Annotated in this window: 18 protein-coding genes; 16 read left to right on the top strand and 2 right to left on the bottom strand. The window is 52.7% G+C overall.

Features of this window, described 5'->3' with window-relative positions; all coding sequences use genetic code 11:
• Positions 1–7 precede the first annotated feature (7 nt).
• Both EVJ21_RS07080 and EVJ21_RS07075 read left to right on the top strand, forming a co-directional pair.
• Positions 8–793 (top strand): flagellar hook-basal body protein, encoded by a 786-nt coding sequence (locus tag EVJ21_RS07080; protein ID WP_070328166.1) that lies wholly within the window; start codon positions 8–10, stop codon positions 791–793.
• A 63-nt stretch (positions 794–856) separates the two neighbouring features.
• Positions 857–1,960, top strand: a complete 1,104-nt coding sequence (locus EVJ21_RS07075; protein ID WP_236636322.1) for a glycerate kinase — start codon at positions 857–859, stop codon at positions 1,958–1,960.
• A gap of 17 nt (positions 1,961–1,977) precedes the next feature.
• Here the strand turns inward: EVJ21_RS07075 and mscL are convergent, their stop codons facing one another.
• On the bottom strand, positions 1,978–2,358 hold the full coding sequence (gene mscL, locus EVJ21_RS07070; RefSeq protein WP_131490232.1) for a large-conductance mechanosensitive channel protein MscL: 381 nt from the start codon (positions 2,356–2,358) through the stop codon (positions 1,978–1,980).
• A 205-nt stretch (positions 2,359–2,563) separates the two neighbouring features.
• Between mscL and EVJ21_RS07065 the strand changes: the two genes are divergently transcribed.
• From EVJ21_RS07065 to arcC, 13 genes are all read left to right on the top strand, one after another.
• Positions 2,564–2,815, top strand: coding sequence for a DNA-directed RNA polymerase subunit beta (locus tag EVJ21_RS07065; protein ID WP_070328163.1), 252 nt, complete (start codon positions 2,564–2,566; stop codon positions 2,813–2,815).
• Positions 2,816–2,828: 13 nt separating this feature from the next.
• Entirely contained in the window at positions 2,829–3,251 is a 423-nt protein-coding gene (fabZ, locus tag EVJ21_RS07060; RefSeq protein WP_070328162.1) for a 3-hydroxyacyl-ACP dehydratase FabZ, read from the top strand.
• 11 nt (positions 3,252–3,262) lie between these two features.
• Entirely contained in the window at positions 3,263–3,715 is a 453-nt protein-coding gene (locus EVJ21_RS07055; protein WP_131490231.1) for a hypothetical protein, read from the top strand.
• Positions 3,716–3,809: 94 nt separating this feature from the next.
• Positions 3,810–5,549: a methyl-accepting chemotaxis protein gene (locus EVJ21_RS07050; RefSeq protein WP_201739986.1), complete on the top strand. Its 1,740-nt coding sequence runs from the start codon at positions 3,810–3,812 to the stop codon at positions 5,547–5,549.
• 63 nt (positions 5,550–5,612) lie between these two features.
• The gene (locus EVJ21_RS07045) at positions 5,613–6,662 is read left to right on the top strand and encodes a C45 family autoproteolytic acyltransferase/hydrolase (RefSeq protein ID WP_131490230.1); all 1,050 of its coding nucleotides are present in this window, start codon (positions 5,613–5,615) and stop codon (positions 6,660–6,662) included.
• 57 nt (positions 6,663–6,719) lie between these two features.
• Positions 6,720–6,998, top strand: a complete 279-nt coding sequence (locus EVJ21_RS07040; RefSeq protein ID WP_016507806.1) for a membrane protein — start codon at positions 6,720–6,722, stop codon at positions 6,996–6,998.
• Between the two features lie 180 nt (positions 6,999–7,178).
• Positions 7,179–9,668, top strand: coding sequence for a sensor histidine kinase (locus tag EVJ21_RS07035; RefSeq protein ID WP_161568953.1), 2,490 nt, complete (start codon positions 7,179–7,181; stop codon positions 9,666–9,668).
• Between the two features lie 3 nt (positions 9,669–9,671).
• Positions 9,672–10,355 (top strand): response regulator transcription factor, encoded by a 684-nt coding sequence (locus tag EVJ21_RS07030; RefSeq protein WP_071398332.1) that lies wholly within the window; start codon positions 9,672–9,674, stop codon positions 10,353–10,355.
• A 126-nt stretch (positions 10,356–10,481) separates the two neighbouring features.
• The gene (locus EVJ21_RS07025; protein WP_131490228.1) at positions 10,482–11,723 is read left to right on the top strand and encodes an MFS transporter; all 1,242 of its coding nucleotides are present in this window, start codon (positions 10,482–10,484) and stop codon (positions 11,721–11,723) included.
• Between the two features lie 12 nt (positions 11,724–11,735).
• The gene (gene fdrA, locus EVJ21_RS15435) at positions 11,736–13,427 is read left to right on the top strand and encodes an acyl-CoA synthetase FdrA (RefSeq protein ID WP_201739985.1); all 1,692 of its coding nucleotides are present in this window, start codon (positions 11,736–11,738) and stop codon (positions 13,425–13,427) included.
• Between the two features lie 12 nt (positions 13,428–13,439).
• On the top strand, positions 13,440–14,711 hold the full coding sequence (locus EVJ21_RS15430; protein WP_236633435.1) for a YlbE family protein: 1,272 nt from the start codon (positions 13,440–13,442) through the stop codon (positions 14,709–14,711).
• Entirely contained in the window at positions 14,708–15,508 is an 801-nt protein-coding gene (locus tag EVJ21_RS07015) for an oxamate carbamoyltransferase subunit AllH family protein (protein WP_131443561.1), read from the top strand. Before EVJ21_RS15430 ends, EVJ21_RS07015 begins: the two co-directional genes overlap by 4 nt.
• Complete coding sequence (gene arcC / locus EVJ21_RS07010) at positions 15,505–16,467, top strand: carbamate kinase (protein WP_131490227.1); 963 nt, start codon at positions 15,505–15,507, stop codon at positions 16,465–16,467. Before EVJ21_RS07015 ends, arcC begins: the two co-directional genes overlap by 4 nt.
• A gap of 81 nt (positions 16,468–16,548) precedes the next feature.
• On the opposite strand, the gene EVJ21_RS07005 is transcribed toward arcC, so the two are convergent.
• Positions 16,549–17,178, bottom strand: coding sequence for a class I SAM-dependent methyltransferase (locus EVJ21_RS07005; RefSeq protein ID WP_131490226.1), 630 nt, complete (start codon positions 17,176–17,178; stop codon positions 16,549–16,551).
• 76 nt (positions 17,179–17,254) lie between these two features.
• Here EVJ21_RS07005 and EVJ21_RS07000 point away from each other — a divergent pair, with 76 nt between their 5' ends.
• A complete protein-coding gene (locus tag EVJ21_RS07000) occupies positions 17,255–18,736 on the top strand; it encodes a cryptochrome/photolyase family protein (RefSeq protein WP_131490225.1) in 1,482 nt (493 codons plus the stop codon).
• Positions 18,737–18,843 lie beyond the last annotated feature (107 nt).

The raw sequence follows: 18,843 nt of genomic DNA, 5'->3' as shown, positions 1-18,843 counted from the left end.
GAAACCCATGCAGTCCATTTATAACTCGGTCTCGTCACTAGCCCAGCTTCAACGTCAGCTCGATGTGACCGGCCACAACATCGCGAACGTCGACACGGTCGGCTTTAAACGCCAGCAAGGTCACTTCGCCTCGCTCCTTTCGCAAGCGTATGACAATCAGCCTCGGGCCGAACTTGAAGTCGGCCGCGATACACCGAACGGGATCCGCATCGGTGTCGGCGGTCATGTCGGTGACATCTCCCAACAGTTCAACATCGGCCAAATCAAGAAGACGGACCGAGGTCTTGATGTCTTCTTGCAGGCAAGCCGCCAGTTTTTCGTCGTCGAGACGGAAGACGGGATCGGTGTGACCCGGAGCGGCAACATGCAGCTCTCGGTCGGCAATGACGGGACGACACTTTCTGACGTGAACGGTAACGCACTTCTCGGTGCAGATGGCAATCGCATCGTCACACCGAACGAAGCGACGAATCATCGCGTCCGTCAAGACGGGGTCCTCGTCGCCAGCGTGAACGGCGTCGAAGAAGAGTTCGGGCGCCTCGACATCGTCGAGGTGCGCAACACGTCGGAACTTCGTCCGCTTGGGAACAACGTCTATTCGGCTGATCTTGACATCGAAGTCGACCGTCCAGTCGGGAATCTCTTATTAGAAGGAACGCTCGAATCATCGAACGTCGACTTGATGAAAGAGATGACCGATATGACGATCACACAGCGTGCCTACCAGATGAACTCCCGGGCGCTGTCGATGAGCGACCAGATGATGGGGCTCGTGACGTCACTTCGCCCATAACATTGACCGCTTCTCTTCGGAGGAGCGGTTTTTATTTTATAATGAGGTGAAGGAGGGAACGGTATGAGAATTGTTGTGGCGATGGATTCATTCAAAGGCTCGCTGACGAGTCAGGAAGCGAATCGGGCGGTGCGACGGGCGCTTGCGGAACATGACGTCGTAGAGATCCCCGTATCGGACGGGGGCGAAGGGTTTCTCGACGCCTGGCTGGCGACACATCCGGAAGCGAATGCGGTCGAACAGGAAGTGACTGCGCTCGACGGACGGGTCCGTCAGGCGCGCTACGGATGGCACGAAGCAACACGAGAAGCGGTCGTCGAAGTGGCGGAAGCGTCCGGATTGACGCTCGTCAATCGGTTCGACCCGTGGCGGTACAGTTCTTACGGGACGGGGATGCAACTCAGACAAGCGATCGAACGCGGAGCGGGGCGCATCACGATCGGTCTCGGCGGCAGTGCGACTGTTGATGGTGGCAAGGGCGTGCTCGAAGCGCTAGGCGTCCGTTTCCTCGATGAGTCCGGACGAGTGCTCGAACCGTTCCCGCACGGACTCGAGCGCGTGAAGCGCGTCGACTGGTCCGGTCTGATGCCGGAGGCGAAGCACGTCACGTGGCGAATCGCCTCGGACGTGACGAACCCGCTCCTCGGACATGCGGGCGCGGCGGCCGTGTTCGGTCCACAAAAAGGTCTGGCACCAAGTGACGTCGCCCGCTATGACGACTTGATGAGCGCTTACGCTGCTTGTTTCGATCGCGCCGATACGACGGTCGCCGGGGCGGGAGCAGCTGGTGGCATCGGTTTTGCGATGTACCAACTCGGGGCGACGTACGTGAATGGCATCGAGGAAGTGATGCGTTGGTCATCGTTTGACGCGCAGCTGCATGGGGCCGATTGGTTGATCACGGGGGAAGGTAAGTTCGATGAACAGACACTGCACGGGAAAGCGCCATACGGTCTGGCCCGCCTCGCACGAACACATCATGTACCGACAATCGTCTTCACCGGCCAGACCGACATGACGGCACTCCCGGAAGTCGGGATTGAAGCCATTTTCCCGATCATTTCCCGGGTCATGACGCTTGAGACGGCGATGATGGAAGCGGCACCGCTCTTGACGAACGCGGTCAGCCGGGTGTTTCGACTAATTGAAAAAACGTCTAAACCGTGACGGCTCAGACGAATGGCTCATAGCGGACGGTTTTTAAGTAGATCGCGAATCTCGGAGAGCAACTGTTCTTCGCGCGACAACTCTGGCTCTGGCGTCTCTTCGATCGCTTGCTCGCGCTTTAGGCGATTGATCCCTTTGACCATCATGAATAAGGCGAAGGCGATCAGGAAAAACTTGACGATCTCTTGCAAGAAGTTGCCGTATGTAACGCTTACGCCGAGCACGGTGACGGCGAGCGTCGAGAAATCGATGCCGCCAATGAGGATACCGAGGAACGGCATGAAAATATCGTTGACGAGCGACGTGACGATGGCCGTGAAGGCGGCCCCGAGGATGAAGGCGACAGCAAGATCGATCATATTGCCTTTGATCGCAAAGTCTTTGAATTCTTTCCACATGAAATGAATCCTCCTTTTACAATGAATACCCTCACGGTAGCATATTATTTAGGGCAAGCCGTATCTTTTTTCGCACGGACGCTCGACTGCTAGAGGACGGGGCGCTTGTTCGACATTTCTAGATACGTTACACTTATAAAGAACTTATGAAACGATTTTAATACCTGGTACTAATATGTTATAATCAGATCAGCTGAAAGGATGAATGGACGTGACGAACGAAGAACAGAAGGGCTCGGAAGAAAAAGAGCCTAAAGAGCGGACGGAGCGAAAGCGCTTGTCGAACAACCGCCGTTTCCCGATCTTGTTACGCATCATCGTTGTCTTGATCTTGGCCGCCGCGATGCTCGCGATCGGTGCCATTATCGGGTACAGCGTGATTGGCGGAGGCGAGTGGAGAGACGTGTTCAACATCGACACGTGGCGCCATATCACCGATTTCTGGCTAACATCATAAGGGTGGTGGAACCATGTACACGATTGAACAGATTAAAGAAGTGATCCCGCATCGGTACCCGTTCTTGCTCATCGACCGGATTCTCGAGGTCGAAGAAGGCGAACGGGCCGTCGGTTTAAAAAATGTGACGGCGAACGAAGAATTCTTCAACGGACATTTCCCAGACTATAACGTCATGCCGGGCGTTTTGATCGTCGAAGCACTGGCCCAAGTCGGTGCGTTCGCGATGCTCAAACAAGAGTCGAACCGAGGTAAGCTCGCGTTCTTCGCCGGCATCGACAACTGTCGCTTCAAACGTCAAGTCGTCCCGGGCGACCAGTTGCGCCTCGAGGTCGAGATCTTGAAGGTGCGTGGTCCGATCGGTAAAGGACGTGCCGTAGCGACGGTCGACGGAGAAGTGGCGTGTGTTGCAGAACTGACTTTCGCCCTGAAGTGAGGGGAAACGAGATGCGTGTATTAGTGATTGCCTTGATGCTTGGATTAGCGACAATCGTCGGATGCCAACAGATGCAGACGAAAGAAGCGACAGAAGAGAACGTCGTCTTCGAACAGACGGCGGGCGATTCGATGATCGACAAGCGGGCCGGACAGTCTGAGTCGATCGCCGTGTCGCTTGAGCGGACGAACAGCTCGACGATGCTGTTCACGATCCGAATGCTCGAAGATCGCCGGCTCGACCCGACGACGGTGATCAGCTACGAAGTCGATGGCACGCGCGTACCGATCCCGTTCGGTGAAATCGTCGCCGAGCGTGAAGGTGACGTGCGGACATACGTTTATCAAGCCGACATGAACCCAGAATTGTTCGTGCCGACGACACTCCCATTGTTCCACATCGGAGAAGAAGGTGAGGCGGAAGTCTCGATGCCGCTCGAAGCCGTTAATTCGACAAATAAATAAAAAAACGGATGATTTTGTCGAAAATCATCCGTTTTTTGTTTACTCTTTTTTAGTTTCCTCCGATATAACCAATAAGGAACTAGGAGGGGAATTTATGAAACAAAATAAACCACAGTCACTACAAAATCGGATTCTCGCGGCGATGCTCGCCTTTGTGACGCTACTCATCGTCATATTCGGGGTCACTCAATACGTGAGTACGAAACATACGGTGCTCAGTTCGATGCAGGCCGTCTTGCTAGAAGACGCCGCCCGAATCAGTGAGGCGATAGATGCGGACGCGTATGCGGCGTTTTTACAAAATCCGGAGAAGAATGAACAATTCGAGCAGTTTCGGGAACAACTCGATACGTACCGCACGCAAATCGGGGCGATGTACGTCTACACGCTTGCATTGGAGGGTGAGGAGCTACAAATTATTGTAGATGGAATGAGTGGGACAGACGCGTCCGAGATTGGGGAACCGGTGTCTGCAACTTCGCTCGAAGACGCACAGCCGGCGTTTGAAGGCGGGACCGGCACGACGCCGATTGTCGAAGACCCGGAGTTTGGGACCTATATGACGGTGCTCGTCCCAATCAAGCAAGGGGATGAAGTCATCGGTGTCATCGGCATCGACAAAAGCGCGGCCGATGTTGCGGCGGTCACGACTGACGTATTACGTGAAAGTCTGCCCCCGGTACTCATCGGACTCGTCATCTTGCTCGGTCTCGCCTCGGTCATCATCTGGCGTTACCTCGGTTGGAAATTACGTCCGCTTCGTGACCTCGAACGCGTCGCAACGCACATCGCCGGTGGCGACTTGGCGACGGCGTCGATTGAGATGGATAACATTCAATTGCGCGCCAACGATGAGATCAAGCGTCTCACCGCGTCGATGGACCAAATGACGAAGATGTTGAAAGGATTGATCTCAAACCTACAGACGTCAGCACAGACGGTCCGGGATGAGAGTGGCAACGTCGCGAGCATCTCAGAGGAAGTGAACGACGCATCGCGACAGATTGCGTTCACAATGGAAGAAATCGCTGGGGGGGTCGAGAATCAGAGTGTGCTCACGATGAAGCTGTACGGACATATGAACGAGTTTTCGGAACTTGTCGAACGAACGGCGACGGACGGGCACGGCGTGAGCACGCAAGCGGAAGTCGTCAGTCGGGCGACGACGGAAGGGTTGCAGCTCATGGAAGACGCAGTCGGGAAGATGACGAACATCCATGCGCAAGTAAATGAGTCGCAAGGCCAAGTGAAAGACTTTGAGCAACAGGCGGACGAAGTGACGGAGCTCGTCACGATCATCCGACAGATCTCGCAACAGACGAATTTGCTCGCCTTGAACGCGGCCATCGAGGCGGCCCGTGCCGGGGAGCACGGGAAAGGGTTCGCCGTCGTCGCTTCCGAGATTCGCGGTCTGTCGAACAGCGTCGCCCAATCGGTCAGTGAGATCTCAGAGATCGTCGGCAGCGTTAAACGGAACTCGATCGCGCTCGGCGAGACGTTCACTGACAGTATGCACGCCGCCGAAGACGGCAGACGGACGCTCGAGGCGACGAAGCAGGCGTTCAATGAGATCGAGGCGAGTGTCCGTGAGATGCAGCGGCTGACCGGGTCGATGCAAGGACAGCTCGGTCGCGTCAAGACAAACCAAGAAGACATCAAGCGCGGTCTTTCAGACATTGCCTCGATCTCAGAAGAGAGCACGGCCGGTAACGAAGAAGTGGCCGCCTCGACCGAACAGATGTCGGCGACGAGCGAGACGATGAACCGTCTTGTCAAAGACTTGTCGCTCACCGCGGAAGACATGCAACAGATGAGCCGTCAGTTCAAGCTATGAACAGCTTCAAGTCAGACATCCCTCCCGCACGTCCGCTATAATGGGCGCAAGGGAGGTTTTTTCATGCAACGTGTCTCAAGCGAACTTACACAATTCCGCGGCAGTCATTATGACTTTGGCCGCTTTCAAGGTGAATATATCAAGCGCAGCAAGCTGCTCGAGAACCGAACCGATCAGTGGAAGCTGCGCGTCCCCCGGTTTGAGATTGACGAGCGCGAGGCGAAACAAGCGTTCGACCGGTTCGCCCCGAGGATTTGGGAAGAACTGCTCGGCCTGCAGGATGAGCTCGAACTGACGCTCGGCGATACGCTCCTTCATTTCGGTCATTTCCGGGTCAATAACCCGATCAGCGGCTGCTCGATTTTGACAGGGGACAACTTCCTCGTCCGCAACTACGACTATCATCCGATGACGTATGACGGGCGCTACAACGTGTTCCAACCGGACGAGGGCTACGCCGTCATCGGACCCGTCTCGCGCGTCACCGGGCGGATGGACGGAATGAACGAGCGCGGACTCGCCATGGGCTATAACTTCATCAACCGCCGCCGTCCCGGGGACGGTTTCGTCTGCCAGATGATTGGACGGATGATCCTCGAGACGTGCGCGACGGTCGAAGAAGCGGTCGATTTGTTGAAAGAGATTCCGCACCGTGGCTCGTTCACGTATGTCGTCCATGACAAGTCGTCAAATACACGTGTCATCGAAGCGACCCCGCGCGACATCCGTGTCCGCGAATCGAACATTTGCACGAACCACTTCGAGCTGTTGCAGCACGAGAACCGTTACCATCTCGACGACTCGACGCGGCGGATGATGGAGATCAAGATGTATCAACATATCGTCCAAGACGCCGAGAGCGCGTTCCGGCTCATGAACGACTCGGATAAAGGTGTCTTTTCGGAGCTGTATAAAAGTTGGGCCGGGACGATCCATACGGCCGCCTATTTCCCGGAGACGCTCGAGACGTGGTTCGCCCTCGGCGGCGACCGCGACCCGGTCATCTTTGATTTTCAGACGTGGCTCGACGGGGAGGATTTCGACTTGCACGCCCTCGACGGTGAGATTGCGACCGATATCGAGTTCGCGAACACGGTCCAGCTTTGGCGCTGACTTCGGTCAGTGCTTTTTTGATGAAAACGGGGAATAGGAATACGAGGAGGGATTCAAATGAAACGAATCGGATTATTGGCCATCATGCTCGGGTTGGTTGTCGTCCTCGGCGGCTGCGTGCCGGGTGACGGCTCCTATACGACGGACCCGGCCGGCTTCTTTTGGGGTGTCTGGCACGGCTGGATCGCACCGGTGTCACTGATTTTAGGGTTGTTCAATGACACGTATCGCGTCTATGAAGTGAACAACACCGGTTGGTTTTATGATTTAGGATTCTATATCGCTATCATCAGCGGTTTCGGCGGGGTCGCTGTGACACGGAGGAGCCGGGGATAAGACAAACGGGTTGGCCATTTATGGTCAACCTTTTTGTCACGACATCGCCATAACAAAAACATAAAAAACCCGATGGAATATCTAAAAAAAGCATAAACCGTGCTACTCTTTTTTTATAGGTGGTGATAGGAAATGCTACACCGGATTCGGGTGATGCGAGAGACATTTCGAGGAAGACTTTTGTTTGATTTCATATTACTTATACTCGTTTCGGGCCTATTCTCACTTGTGATTTATTTGGCGGACACGGTCCAAAACGTGAAAGATGAATTTACTCAACAAGAAGTTGCGACGAAACAGATGCAATCGATTGTGTTCGATTATATTGAACAAAGCCGTCAAGTCATTCAAACGGCTGCGGTCAATATCCGTTTATCTCGTGCGACTGCTCGATCGGGAGAATGGGAGCAAGCGATGCTCGACAATATTAAACGACACAATCCACGCTTCGAAAATCTCTATATTGCTGATTCGGAAGGGGAGACGACCTCATTTTCGCCGATGAACAATGAGGACGGTGTCTCGAACATCGGATTGGATTTTAGCAGTCGCTTTTACTTTGAACGCATTCAATCGAGTAAAACGACTTACGTGTCACATGTGTTTCAAGGAAGAGGCGGAAGTCGAAAACCACTGATTGTGATTGCGACACCGATTTTCAATGAACGAGAGGACATGGAAGGTTATGTGCTAGGTGCACTCAATTTGGACGGGATTGGCGAAACGCTCATTGCTAACAATTTTAACGAACAGCAATACCCGGTCATCGTCGATGATCGTAATCAAGTCGTGTTTCATCCGGACGAATACCCATCGACTGAAGTGAAAACGATTTCAACGAACCCGAATGAGGCGGGTACATTACTGTGGGGAAATGTATGGCGTGTTTATGATGAAGAAAAGAAAGAATCACAGCTCGCTACTTATGCGGAAGTCCCGAAGTATGAGTGGACGGTTTGGATCGCGCGTCCGGTCGGCAGTATTTTAGCTGCAACAGTCAACACGTTACTACCAAATACGATTCTGTTTTTAATCGTCGCGGCAATCATGCTCGTGCTCGGATTGGTCCTATCCCGAAAACTGAATCAATCGCTCGCCGATTTTGTCAATCAGACCGAGTTGATGGTCGAGCGTGCCGAGGCACCGGATGTAGTCGCTCATTTAAAATCAATTCATGCCCCAAAAGAAATCATTGGATTGGCCAGACAGTTTGCTGTGATGGCGGATGATGTCCGGTCCGGACAAGAAAACTTGAGGCAGTTGAACGACGCGCTTGAAGAAAAAGTTAAGTTGCGGACGCATGAACTCGAACAAAACAATCTTGAGTTACAGGCACTCAATCAATTTATGACATCGTTTCGTCATGCGCCAGACACGATTGCGCTCGTGCAGAGTACGTTGCACGAGGTATCAGCAATCTTGCCTTATCCGTTATTTGTATCGTTACCGAACCAAGTCATATCAAAAGACGCGATTTTATCCCAAGAAAGCTTATATGAATTCATCGAAACGCAACAAGACGCCTATCGCTTCCAAGTCAATGCGCTCTACTATGGCGGGCAAGCCAGCGGGATGTTACTCGTTGGATTAACGATGAATCAGACGATTTCGAAACGGGAGGATATTTTTCTGCATACGCTAGCGGATGCTTTCTCCATGTTGTTGGACAATAAGCTCCTCGTGGATGAAACGACGAAACAAAATGCGTTGTGGCATGCGACGTTAAGCAGCATGTCAGAAGGTGTCATCGTATTGAATGAAGATGGTGAGATTGAATATGTGAATCGTTTTATGGAAGTCTATTTCGATCTCCACGCATCGAGCCGGGCTGAAGACTGGGAGAAGCTCATGGACGAGTACAGGATGGAGAGAGAACCCCTGCGATTATTAATGGACGAGCAGATTTTTCAAATTCAGCCGTTCTCTGTAGTCGATGCAGCTAACTCAATCGGACAAGGGTATATCGTCCGAAATGTGACGCGTGAAGTCGAGATTGACCAGTTAAAAGATAATCTGATCTCGCTCGCCTCACACGAGTTCAAAACACCGCTCACAAACATCCGTGGCAGTGTCGAGACACTGATGCGAAAAGACGTGACGTGGGAAGCGCCTTTCCGTCATGAATTGCTGCAAGGGATTCAAGAAGATTCTCAACGGATTCGTCAGCTGATTGATGATTGGCTCGACATCACGAAGCTTGAATCGGGCAACTTTCCGGTCGAGATTGAGGCGGTCCTCTTGAAGCCTTACGTGGAAAGAATCATTCATGAGCTACAAATTGATGCGCATACGACTTATGACTGGCAAGGTCCGCCCGTCGTCGAGGTCGATTTTCATCGATTCCGTCAAGTGCTCGTCAACTTGTTGACCAATTCGGTTCGTTATAGTGACGGCCCGCCAAACATTCACATCCAATCTTATGAATCAGATACGGATTGGACGCTCGTCATTGAAGATCAAGGGATTGGCATTCGCCATGATCATTTGGAACGGATTTTCGACCGGTTTTATCAAGTCGAAATGAAGTCGACACGGCGAAAAGGAGGAACCGGGCTCGGATTGGCGATATGCCAAGGCATCATTGAAGCCCATGGCGGAAAGATTTGGGCTGAGAGTGAACTCGGGCGGGGGACTCGATTCTTTCTTGAACTACCGAAAGGAGAAGATTGAAGCATGCAGACGATTGCGATTGTAGAGGATGAGAAGAAAATTGCACGATTCGTGGCGGCCAATTTATCGTCGCTCGGGTACTCGGTCTATGACTATCCAGACGGTTCCTCTTTTTTGGAGGATGTCGATCGCCGTCAAGTCGATTTAGTACTGCTCGATATTATGATGCCTAATATGGACGGATTTGAAGTGTTACGCCGTCTCCGGACAGTCTCGGACGTTCCGGTCATTTTGTTGACTGCTCGGAGTCAGGCAAAAGATAAGGTAGATGGACTAAATTTAGGAGCGGATGATTATTTAACAAAACCATTTGCGCTTGACGAGCTGTTCGCCCGGGTGAAAGCCGTATTGAGACGGACGAAGGTGAGTGAGGCGCTAGAGAATACGGTCGAGATAAAAGGCTTGGAAATCGATCGTCTGCGCAACCGAGTGTTTCATCAAGGGCAAGAAGTCAAATTGACCCAAAATGAGTTCTCGCTCCTGTCAGAACTCGTAAAGCATTTAGATCAAGTAGTCCAACATCGTGAGCTACTTCAAGCTGTTTGGGGACCGGAATATGGCGGGGAAGTCGAGTATTTGCGTGTCACGATTGGACGCATCCGAAAGAAATTTAAAGCAGCTGGGGCTCTAGAGGCTGCCGATCAACTAAAAACGTATCCCGGTATCGGATACGCGTTACTCTCTTAAGCGCCTTAGGGTGCTTTTTTTTATGGAATTGTTACAGCAATACCCGTTCTGTTTATGCGTTTCTTATGGGCTGACACGTAAAGTGGGGTTGTAAGCGATACCAAAATACAGAAAGGAAGTAACCCCATGAGTACATCCCCAGTGTCTCAACCTTCGTTTGAAGCGAAGAAGGAACGAATCCCGTATTGGTGGAAAGTCATCGCGGTATTTTTCTTAGGTTGGATGTTTATGTACGCCGACCGAACAATTTTAAACCCGGTCATGCCGAACCTGGCCCAAGAGTTCGGGTTGAACAACGCCCAGCTCGGATTGGTCAACAGTGTATTCTTCCTCACTTATGCCATCGCCCAAATTCCTTCGGGCTCACTTGGTGATAAGTTTGGACGCAAACGAATTTTAGTTCCTGGATTTATTTTGTTCGGACTATTCACCGGGATCACCGGACTGGCTTCGACATTTCTCTTATTCATGATCGCCCGAGCGATCACAGGACTCGGAGAAGGAACGTATTACGGTCCTCAATACGCGTTGTCGTCTGAGGCGATTCCGAAGCAGTTTCTAACGATCGGGACTGCCATCATCAACAGTGGTATGGCGCTCGGTATCTCACTCGGCTATATCTCATCGAGTTATTTGACACTCGAGCTCGGCATGAGTTGGCGAACGCCATTTTACTTCATGACGATCCCGACGATTTTAACAGGGATTTTGATTTGGTACGTCGTCAAAGAGAAGCGACCAGAACGTGTCGCGAACACGGTCGAAAAATCAGATTTCTCAATCATGAGCCTGTTCAAAAATCGTAACTTGCTCGCGACATTTGTCATGGTGTTCTGCTCACTTTATGGATTCTTCATGATTCTCACTTGGCTCCCGCAATACTTACAAGTAGAGCGTGGCTTCCAAGGCAGTGATGTCGGCTTCATCTCGTCACTCGTCCCATGGGCGTCTATTCCGGGGGCACTATTGATCGGTTATTTATCAGACAAGATGGGCAAGAAAAAACCACTCGTATTCGTTCTCGTCCCATTGTCCATCGCCTCCATCTTGGCGGTCGTCTTCGTTGAGAGCACGCCACTGCTCTTCGCGGCGCTCATCCTGTATGGATTGACTGGAAAGTTAGCGCTTGACCCGGTCCTGCTCTCATTCGTGGCGAACAACGCTCCGAAAAAAGTGTACGGAACCGTCTTCGGTGTCTATAACTTTGTCGGGATGACGTCGTCGATTCTGGCGCCTTATCTTACTGGATATTTAGTCGATCAATCGGGATCGATGCAAACCGGCTTTTACTTGGCAGCTGTCTTACTCGTCATCGGAATGATCGCCATGTTATTCGCAAAAGAAACCGTCAAACCGGCGGAAGCATAAGGAGAGAAACGTATGTTGACAACAATCATTCAAGCAAACACGTATCAAGACTCCGTCACGTTGATGGTGTTATCGAACCACGTCTCAAGTCTCGAAGGCATCAATAAAGTCTCGATCATGATGGGGACACCGGCCAACCTCGACATCTTTAAAAGTACAGGATTCTATACAGAAGAGTTAGAGGCGGCGACGCCACAAGACATGTGTATCGTCGTCGATGCGGAAACCGATCAGACCGAACCACTTTTGAAAGCAATCCATGACTTCCTGAACAACCAAACGAAACAAGCAGGTGCGGATAAGACAGAAGTCCGGTCGTGGAAAGCGGCGCTCGAAGAACTGCCGGGAGCGAACTTGGCGCTGTTGTCGATTCCTGGACAATACGTCGAATACGAGACACGAAAAGCACTGAACCAAGGCTTGAACGTTCATATCTTTAGTGACAATGTCCCTGTCGAAGTGGAACGTGAACTGAAACAGCTCGCCGATGACAAAGGACTGCTAGTCATGGGTCCTGACTGTGGTACCGCATCACTCGCAGGTATTCCGCTCGCCTTCACCAACGTGGTCCGGGAGGGACGTGTCGGAATCGTCGGAGCCTCAGGGACAGGAATTCAAGAAGTGGCAACGTTGATTGATCGTCTCGGTGGCGGGGTCTCCCATGCGATCGGAACGGGCGGACGTGACTTGTCGACCGAAATCGGCGGGATCTCGATGAAAGCTGGCATTCGGGCACTTGCGGAGGACGTGACAACGGACACGATCGTCGTCATCTCAAAACCACCTGCGAAAGAAGTGCGCGAAGAGATTGAGCAGTTGCTTCAACAAGTCAACAAACCGGTCGTAGCCTTCTTCGTCGGGGAGCACGGACTCGCGCCTGTCAACCACGTCGTCTATGCGGACACATCGGAAGAAGCGGCATTGCTTGCGCTTGGAAAGTCGACGCAGGAACGGCACCGGACCGATGTCACCTCGAATGGGGCGTCACGAATCATCGGCCTGTTCTCAGGCGGAACGTTGGCCGCGGAGACGGCTGACTTGATGGGCCTCTCGTTCGGCGTGGAGGCAGACCGTGAGCATCGGGACGGCTTCTCGTTTGACTATGACGGGAACGTCGTCATCGATTTAGGGGATGACGTCTACACGCAAGGGAAGCCGCACCCGATGATCGATCCGTCGACACGAATCGACTTCATCAATCGCTATTGTGACACAGATGATTCAATCGTGCTCCTGTTGGATAACGTCCTCGGATATGGTTCGCATGAGAACATGGCCGGTGCACTGCTCCCGACGTTAACTGAACTACAAGCAACTCGTCCGAACGTAGAGGTGATCGTCAACGTTTGTGGTACCGAACAGGATCCACAGCGTTACAGTGCCCAAAAGCAACTCTTTGAAGCAGCTGGTATCCTCGTCGCAGAGAGTAACGTGGCAGCTGTCGAATATGCACTTCGAATGATTGGGAAAGAAGTTCCACAGTTCAAACAGAAAACAGTTCCATCTGTAGAACCGAGCACACATAAAATTGAGTCGTCAGAAGCAATCCAGCAGTTGCTGCGCGCACCTAAAGTCGTCAACTTAGGACTTCGTTCGTTCGCAGACGCCGTAATTAGCGAAGGCGGTCACAGCGTTCAGTACAACTGGCAACCGACAGCCGGCGGAAAACCACATCTTCAGCGCTTGTTAGCGCTCATGTCTTGAGGAGGAAATAAAATGAGTATCGGAGCGATGATTCAAGAAGCAAATGACAAGGTGATTCAAACGATTATCGGAGGACAACCGTTTTTGACGGACGTCGTCCCAGCTCACACGGTCATTCCAGAATTGAAAGAAAAAGTACTTCTCCATGCTGGCCCACCGATCGCGTACGAAGACATGACGGGGCCGATGAAAGGAGCGGCCATAGGGGCGATCATCTTTGAGCAGTGGACCGACGATTATGAAGAGGCGGAAGCGATGCTCGAGCGCGGAGACGTGACGTTCATCCCGTGTCATCATGTGAAAGCGGTCGGACCGATGGGCGGGATCACGTCTGGACATATGCCGGTCCTCGTTGTCGAAAACCGAAACGGAAGTGCGAAAGCGTACTGCACGATGAACGAAGGAATCGGAAAAGTGATGCGGTTTGGTGCCAACGATGCAGAAGTCATCGCACGCCTCCACTGGATGAAAGACGTTCTGGGGCCGGTCCTCTCACAAACGTTGAAACAAGCAGGAGACGGGATCAACTTGAACGTCATCATCTCGAAAGCCATTACGATGGGGGATGAGTTCCACCAACGAAATATCGCGGCCTCGGTGTTGCTGCTAAAAGAATTGGCACCTTACCTTATGTTGGCGGACGTCGATGAAACGGAACGACGTGACGTCTTGCAGTTCTTGGCCGATACCGATCAGTTCTTTTTAAACGTCATGATGGCGACCGGAAAAGCAATCCTAGACGAGGCTCGACGGCACGAAGCGGGCACGATCGTGACGGCTATGACCCGAAACGGGAAAGATTTTGGAATTCGAATCAGCGGTATGGGGGACGAATGGTTCACGGCACCCGTCAACATGCCGGAAGGCTTGTTCTTCACAGGCTACAGCCAAGACGATGCGAACCCGGACATCGGTGACAGTGCGATTGCGGAAACGTATGGCGTCGGTGGGATGGCGATGGTCGCTGCGCCAGGTGTTACGCGGTTCCTCGGCCGGGCAGGATCGAGCGAAGCGCTCGCAATCAGTGAAGAGATGAACGAAATTTGCGATCGACATAACCCGAACTTGAGTATTCCATCATGGGATTTCCAAGGTGCCTGCGTCGGTATTGATATCCGGAAAGTCGTCGAGACCGGGATCACACCGATCATCAATACAGGAATCGCACACCGGGAGCCAGGTATCGGCCAAGTCGGTGCGGGAACGGTTCGTGCTCCACTGGCCTGCTTCGAGAAGGCGCTCGAAGCATACGCTGAAAAATTAGGACTGGTGCAACACGCATGAGACAAATCGGGGCGGCGTACAGTACGTATGCTGCCTCTCTCCTTCAAGAATTCCCCCAAGCGTTACAAGTCGAGGCCGTCTTTCGAAACGGTTATAACCTGCGAATGGGGGGACACTTGATTTACATCGGTACGACGAAGAACGGACATACGCCTTTTGGAATTCATGTGAAGACGGTCGATCGATTGGAGTGGAGAGTAGGAGATTGTCTATTGGCGGGCATCGGTGCGACGATTCACCACGTGCCGAGCGGGATAACGATCTATCCAGACCAGGTGTTGAAAATGAACATGGAACGTGTCGAGCCAAAGCGCTATGAACTGGCCTTAAACCTCAGGCAGATGGAGGCACGATTGCGCGAACTCGGTCACGACTGGAGTTACGCCTATGAAGAGAGACGAGAACCGCTGTATGAATATTTGACGAACATCGGTCAAGCAGAAGGGAAACGTCTGATCGGCTACGGCAAAGGACTGACGCCGAGCGGCGATGACGTCTTAATTGGCTATATGGCCGTATGTGAGGTATTGGGACGTCCGATGAAGTGGCAGAACGATTACGTGATGACAGCTAAATATCGAACGACACGAAGTTCTGTCGCTTTTTATGAGGCGGCACTGCGGGGAGAGTATACGAGCGAATTAAAAAGGCTGATTACAGTGCTGTTGACCGAATCGTTCTCAAATTGTGAGGTTGAATGGGAACGTCTCATCACGTTTGGGAGTTCATCAGGACAGGATACTGCGCTCGGAATATATTTGGCATTGAAACAAGAAATGGAGGAACTAGACAGATGAAAAAACGAATTGTCATTGCTCTCGGAGGGAATGCGATTTTAACGGACGATGGGACGGCAGAAGCACAACGACACGCCATCATGGAAACGGCGCGTCACATCGCCGACTTGGTCGAGGCAGGACATGAAGTCGTACTCAGTCATGGGAACGGCCCCCAAATCGGTGCGATTTTGATTCAGCAACAAATGGCGAATTCGGAGAAGACACCGGCGATGGATTTAGGGACGTGCGGAGCGATGTCGCAAGGCATGATCGGGTATTGGTTCCAACAGCTATTGAAGAACGAACTCGCCCGTCGAGGCATGGAGCGACAAGTCGTCGCGATGATCACGCAATCGGAAGTCGCCTTATCAGACCCTGCATTCGATCATCCGACAAAGCCGATTGGCCCGTTTTATACTGAGAAGGAAGCGGTCGAGATGCGTATGAAAGGCGATGTGATGGTCGAGGATGCGGGACGCGGATATCGAAAAGTCGTCGCCAGTCCGAAGCCGATCCGTATCGTTGAGGCACCGGTCATTCGAGACTTGCTAGATGCAGGCCATCTCGTCATCGCTGCAGGTGGGGGCGGCGTTCCTGTCGTCCGTGAGCAATACACGCTTCGAGGCGTGGAAGCTGTTATCGACAAGGACTTTGCCGCCGCGCAGCTGGCCCGGTCGATTGAAGCAACGCATTTGATGATCATCACGGGAGTATCTAACGTCTACATCCACTTCAATCAACCGAACCAAGAGAAATTGGAGACCGTCTCGACGTCTCGTCTTGAACAGTTGATTGAGGAGAATCATTTTATGGCCGGCAGTATGTTGCCTAAAGTAGAGGCGGCCCTCCAGTTTGTTGAAGCCGATTCGAATCGAGAAGCCGTAATCACAGACATCGCTTCGTTAAAAGGGGCGATTGCGGAAACAGAAGGGACGCGGATCCGGTACGACATCGCTTCTGCGGATGTTGTCTATTGACCGATTGTATCTATATACGAACAGCCCCTTTCTTTATAACGAATAAAGAAAGGGGCTGTTGTTGTGAGATGGGTTGCTCAATTAGGATTGCGTTTTGCGTCCACTCACCGCGACCGTATGATAATCGCGAGAATCAGGTCCGCGCTGATCAGAGACGTCTGTCATACCGAGCGTCTTGGCGGAAGGGAAGAACTGTTCCCGGACGAGCGTCGTGATCCCGTCCCAGGTCACGTCGCCTTTCCCGTCACAGTACGTGATGACGAACGACCCGCCTGGGGTTAAGACGCGTTCAATCTCGGCAAGCACCGCAGGCACGTTTTCCCAAAAGTAGAGTGTATGGATGCTGAAGACGTGATTGAAACTCCCTTCCGGAAACGGGAGTGTCCCGAGGTCGCCTTCGACGACCTCGGCTCGCCCTGCTCGTAAGGCCGCTCGATTTCGTTTTGAGGCCGAGCGGACGATGGTCGGGGAACGGTCGAGCCCGGTCACGTGCACCTCATCAAAGCTACGAAGCATTTGCGCGATCGCGTCACCGGCTCCACAACCGAGGTCGAGGATGCGGTCGCCCGGCTGAACCGCCAACTGTTCAATCGTCCAGTCGACTTCTACCCGGTGTTGGCGGACCATCTTCTCGCCGATATACGTCCCGACGATGCCGCGCGGGTTCTCGTATTGGCTGTCGATCCATGTTTGCAGACGCTTCGGGCGCATCGAACCATTCCTTTCTAAATGAAGCAGATGTAAATTTAGTGTAGCACAATCAAAAAATCAGAGAGGAGATGAATCCGTGCGCTCATTTTGGATCTTCGGCAATCAGTTATCACACGACCTTGAGATGCTCGACCACGTCAAAGCTGACGACGTCATCGTCATGATCGAGGCGACGTCACGGGCGATGTGGCGGAAGTATCATAAACAAAAACTCGTCCTCATCTTCTCGGCGATGCGACACTTCGCCGCTGAGTTACGCGATCGCGGCTTCACCGTCGACTACCACGAGGCCGACTCGTTCCAAGACGCGTGGAACGATCACTTCAGTAGATTCGACCCCGAGGCGATTCACTACACGGCCGTCACTGATGAGCCGATGGAGCGGAAGCTGAAGCAGTTCGGAGACCAGCACGAGCTCATCGAACATACGGACGTACCGCTCTTCTATTTAACGAAGCAAGAGGCCGTCGACACGCTCGGCAGCGAGCCGTGGCGGATGGACCGGTTTTACCGTCATATGCGCAAACGGTTTGACGTGTTGCTCGAAGACGGGAAAGCAAAAGGCGGCAAATGGTCGTTCGACGCGGACAATCGCCAGCCGCCAAGGTCCGGGCTCACGTTCCCACCGGCCATCCACTTCCGACCTGACGCCATCACGACAGACGTCATCCGAAAAGTCGAGACGACGTTTTCCGACCACCCCGGACAAATCGAACCGTTCGCTTGGCCGGTGACGCGGGACGAGGCAAGGCGAGCACTCAAGCGTTTCGTCGACGAGCGGCTCGAGACGTTCGGTCCGTATCAGGATGCGATGTTGACCGAAAACCCGGAGATGTCGCACAGTCTGTTGTCGGCGGCGATCAATGTCGGACTGCTGACCCCGCACGAAGTCATCGAGGCGTCATGCGCGACCGACGCGCCCCTTGCTTCAGTCGAAGGGTTCGTCCGCCAAATTCTCGGCTGGCGGGAATACATGCGCGCCGTCTATGTGGCGTTGATGCCCGACTATCGAGACGTGAACACGTTCAACCACGAGCGTGACTTACCTGGCTTGTTTTGGGACGCGGACACGGACCTGAACTGTATGCACGAGAGCTTGAAGCCGGTCGTCGAGCGAGCGCACAACCATCACATCCAGCGGCTGATGGTGCTCGGTAACTATGCGACGCTGTTCGAAATCTCGCCGCAACAGACGAGCGACTGGTTCAACGAGATGTATATCGACGCCTACGACTGGGTCGTGTTGCCGAACGTGCTCGGCATGGCGCTTCACGCGGACGGGGGACGTCTTGCGACGAAGCCGTACATCGCCTCGGGCAAATACATCGACCGGATGAGCGACTATTGCAAAGGCTGTAAGTATAACCCGAAACATACGACCGAGGCTGACGCCTGTCCGTTCAACGCCCTGTACTGGAACTTCATCGACAAGCACGAGGAACGCTTCTCGAACAACCAACGTATGAAGATGATGGTCCGCAACTGGCAAGGGCGTGACGACGACGTCAAAGCCGACATCTTGGCGAAGGCGCGACAAACATTGACCGATTCCCCGTGAATCGGTTTTTTTACGTTTCCTTAATGAAATTTTGCAGAGCGTTCACAGACACTTTACAATCGTTCGGTACGATATGACTTGTGAGACCCCTCAATCCAAAGTGAATA

Origin of the sequence: Exiguobacterium sp. SH0S2 (assembly GCF_004337185.1) — a bacterium.
In the GTDB taxonomy this organism is placed as follows: Bacteria; Bacillota; Bacilli; order Exiguobacteriales; family Exiguobacteriaceae; genus Exiguobacterium; species Exiguobacterium aurantiacum_A.
The sequence above is the reverse complement of the archived record's forward strand: the minus strand, read 5'-3'. Positions and strand labels throughout refer to the sequence as shown.